The following is a 3143-nucleotide window of genomic DNA, read 5'->3' on the forward strand; positions in this document are numbered from 1 at the left end:
GGAAATGCGCAACAGCGCGGCAAAGCGCGCGAGCACGGTGTCGAGATCCTCGATCGCGGCATTGATGCGCTGCCCTTCCGCCTCGGGCAAGTTCGGCGCGCGGGCGGCGCGGTACAGCTGGTTGCGCACGCGGGTGAGCGGGGTGCGCAAATCGTGGGCAATGGCATCGGTCACCGATTTGACCTGCGCCATCGATCGCTCGACCTCGCCGACCATGTGGTTGACCGTATCGGCCAGCAGATCGAGTTCGTCACCGCGCCCCTCGATCGGCATGCGGGCATCGAGGCGCCCGCCGGCGATCGTGCTGGCCACGCGTTGCAGGCGGTCCACCCGCCGCAACGGGCCCAGGCTCAGCGCCAGGCCGGCGCCCAGCAGCAGCGGCACGACCACCAGGCCGCTGGCGAGCAGGATCACCAGCACGTGATCGCGCAGTTCGGTGATCACGGTGGAATCGCGGCCGACCATGATGATGAAGCCGCCGGCGGTTCGCTCAGCCAGGATATGCAGCGGCCCGCGTACGTCCGGCCCATCTTCACGCGCATAAGTGTGCCCCAGCCGCAGCGGCGGACTAGCACCGAGATCGCCCGCCACCCAGCGCCCGCCGGGCGAGATCAGGCCGAAATGCCCCAGCGGATTGGCCCCGGCGCGTGATGAGGCATCGATCGCGGCAGGCAGATCGGCCGGCGGCACCGCCACCAGGCGGGCCATTTCCGCGCGCAGGATCAGATCGACGCGCGTGTCGAGGTTGCCGGCCGTGAGGCTATAGACCATCGCCAGCACCAGCAGCACGGCCAGCACCGCCGCCGCGCCGAACATCACCGCCAGGCGAAACGTGCTGGTCTTGCGGATGGCGGAAAAGCGCGGCCAGGTGGCCCAGGGCCATTCAGCCGGCATCGAAGCGATACCCTTCGCCCTTGACCGTTTCGATCAGCGACGGCTGCCCCGGCAGATCGATCTTCTTGCGCAGGCGGGCGATATGCACGGCGATCAGGTTGGCGCCGGGATCGAAATAATACCCCCACACCCGTTCAAAGATGATCTGCCGCGCCACGGTTTCACCAGCATTGCGCATGAGGAATTCGAGCAGGCGAAATTCCATGTGCAACAGGCGCACCGGCTCGCCAGCCACGCGCACCTCGCGGCGGATCAGGTCCATTTCCACCGGCCCTGCCGTCAGCAGCGCGGTGGATGCGGCCATCTGGCCCTGGCGGCGCAGGAGCACTTCCACGCGCATCGCCATCTCGTCGGGCGCAAACGGCTTGATCAGGTAATCGTCGCCGCCCGCGCGCAGCCCGGCAATCCGCTCGTCGACATCGCCCAGCGCGCTGATCATCAGCACTGGCAATGTTAGCCCGGCCGCGCGCAGGCGGGCGACAACGGACAGCCCATCGAGCCCGGGCAGCATGCGATCGAGCGTGATTGCGTCGAACGGTTCGCGCAGGGCCAGTTCCACCCCGCTGTCGCCGTCGTTCGCCGCGCGCACCTCGTGCCCGTGGCCGCGCAATTCGGCCACGATTTCGCCGGCCGTGTCGGGATCGTCCTCGATAACCAGAATGCGTGCCATGGCAGGGTGCTTTAGCCGCGAACGCGGGCGCTGGCCAGCACGCACGGCCAAGGCTATGGGCGCGCCATGACCCAAGCCCCGGATGCCCCTGCCGACAGCACTGCGCCCACCCCGTACGACCTGCTGGGCGGGGAAGCCATGGTGCGGGCCTTCTGTGCCCGCTTCTATCACCTGATGGACAGCCTGCCCGGCGCTGCAGCCTGCCGCGCGGTGCATCCGGCATCCCTCGAACGCGCGGAACAGCGGCTGTATGAATATCTGACCGGGTGGCTCGGCGGACCGCCGCTCTATACCAGCCAATATGGCCATCCACGCCTGCGCATGCGCCACATGGGTGCCTCCATCGGTGACGAAGAGATAAAGGGCTGGCTGCTGTGCTTTCACCAGGCCTGGGCCGAACACGTTCCGCCTTCCCCGCTTTCCAGCACGATCGTGGAACGGGTGGAAGGGCTGGCCTGGCACATGGCCAACCGCGCCTAACCATCCTGGCGAAAATGCCGGGCAATTGTAAAATCGCTCGCCAAAATCTGTGTGCAGTGCAATAATCAACGAATTGCACGTTGATTTTGGATTCGCCTAAACCACGGCACTGTCGCATCTTTTTGCATTGGGGAGCGCGACTATGGAGCTTTCACCCAAGATCTGGGCAGTGCTGCTATGCAGCATTGGCCGCCACCAGCCCAACCGTGGAAAACGCTTTTACGAGGCTGGCGTGGAATATTGCCCGTGCCGCCATTGTGGCCGCCGCCTGCGCCACATGGGCCATCGCGACTGGCGCCCGTAACCCCGTCAGGCGGGCAGCGGCACCAGCCGGTCAAGCGCCGTGGCGAGGCGGTCGATCGCCTGTGGCGTAGCCGTGGCCACACCGAGCAGCAGGCCGGCACGCGGCGGGCTGAGAAATAGCTGCGACAATGGCATCACGCCCAACCCATGCTCGTGCAACGCCTGCGCCAGCGCGGCATCGTCTTGCCCGGCCAAGGGATCGAGCCACAGTGCGAGTTGCAGGCCGCCATCGACCGGCCCGATCTGCCAGCGGCCCCGCGCCATGCCAGTCAATCGCCCGGCCAGGTCGAGCATGCGCTGGTGATAGACCTTGCGCATGCGGCGCACATGGGCGTTGAGATGCCCCTCTGCCAGGAAATCGGCCATCGCCGCCTGCACGTGCACCGGCACCATGCCACCCGACAGGCGCACCGCCGCCCGCATCGGGGCCACCAGGCGCGGTGGCACGATCGCATAGGCGACGCGCAACCCCGGCGCGAGAACCTTGGAAAACGTGCCGAGATAGGCAACGCAGCCGGCATCGTCCAATCCCTGAAGGCTGGCCAGCGGGCGTCCGGCATAGTGGAACTCGCTGTCGTAATCGTCCTCCACGATCAGGGCGCCGTGGCTGGACGCGCGATCAAGCAGCGCCAGCCGCCGCGACAGGCTCATCGCCGCGCCGGCCGGATACTGGTGCGATGGGGTGACGTGGATCAGTCGCGGCGGCGATGCCTGCGGCGCGCGCGCCGGATCGAGCCCCTCGTCATCCACCGGCACCGGCACCAGCGTGGCACCCGCCCGGCGCAACAGCGCCTGG

4 protein-coding genes are annotated in these 3143 nt (G+C 67.4%); 1 reads left to right on the top strand and 3 read right to left on the bottom strand.

The features are described 5' to 3' along the window. Both H926_RS29475 and H926_RS0120795 read right to left on the bottom strand, forming a co-directional pair. The coding region (locus H926_RS29475; RefSeq protein ID WP_148291834.1) for a HAMP domain-containing protein at positions 1-894 on the bottom strand (894 nt) is incomplete at its 3' end. Beyond that, entirely contained in the window at positions 884-1564 is a 681-nt protein-coding gene (locus H926_RS0120795) for a response regulator transcription factor (RefSeq protein ID WP_022677977.1), read from the bottom strand. The genes H926_RS29475 and H926_RS0120795, both read right to left, overlap by 11 nt. Before the next feature lie 66 nt (positions 1565-1630). On the opposite strand from H926_RS0120795, the gene H926_RS0120800 reads away from it, so the two are divergent. Then, positions 1631-2044: a group II truncated hemoglobin gene (locus tag H926_RS0120800; protein ID WP_022677978.1), complete on the top strand. Its 414-nt coding sequence runs from the start codon at positions 1631-1633 to the stop codon at positions 2042-2044. Positions 2045-2353: 309 nt separating this feature from the next. Here the strand turns inward: H926_RS0120800 and H926_RS29480 are convergent. Continuing rightward, on the bottom strand, positions 2354-3143 hold a 790-nt coding region (locus H926_RS29480), incomplete at its 5' end, for a PLP-dependent aminotransferase family protein (protein ID WP_022677980.1).

Origin of the sequence: Novosphingobium sp. B-7 (assembly GCF_000410615.1) — a bacterium.
GTDB classification, from domain to species: Bacteria; Pseudomonadota; Alphaproteobacteria; order Sphingomonadales; family Sphingomonadaceae; genus Novosphingobium; species Novosphingobium capsulatum.

What these genes read in the sequence shown, in the direction of transcription:
- H926_RS0120795 (WP_022677977.1), bottom strand. Translation starts at nt 1,564, where the DNA reads ATGGCACGCATTCTGGTTATCGAGGACGATCCCGACACGGCCGGCGAA.
- H926_RS0120800 (WP_022677978.1), top strand. Translation starts at nt 1,631, where the DNA reads ATGACCCAAGCCCCGGATGCCCCTGCCGACAGCACTGCGCCCACCCCG.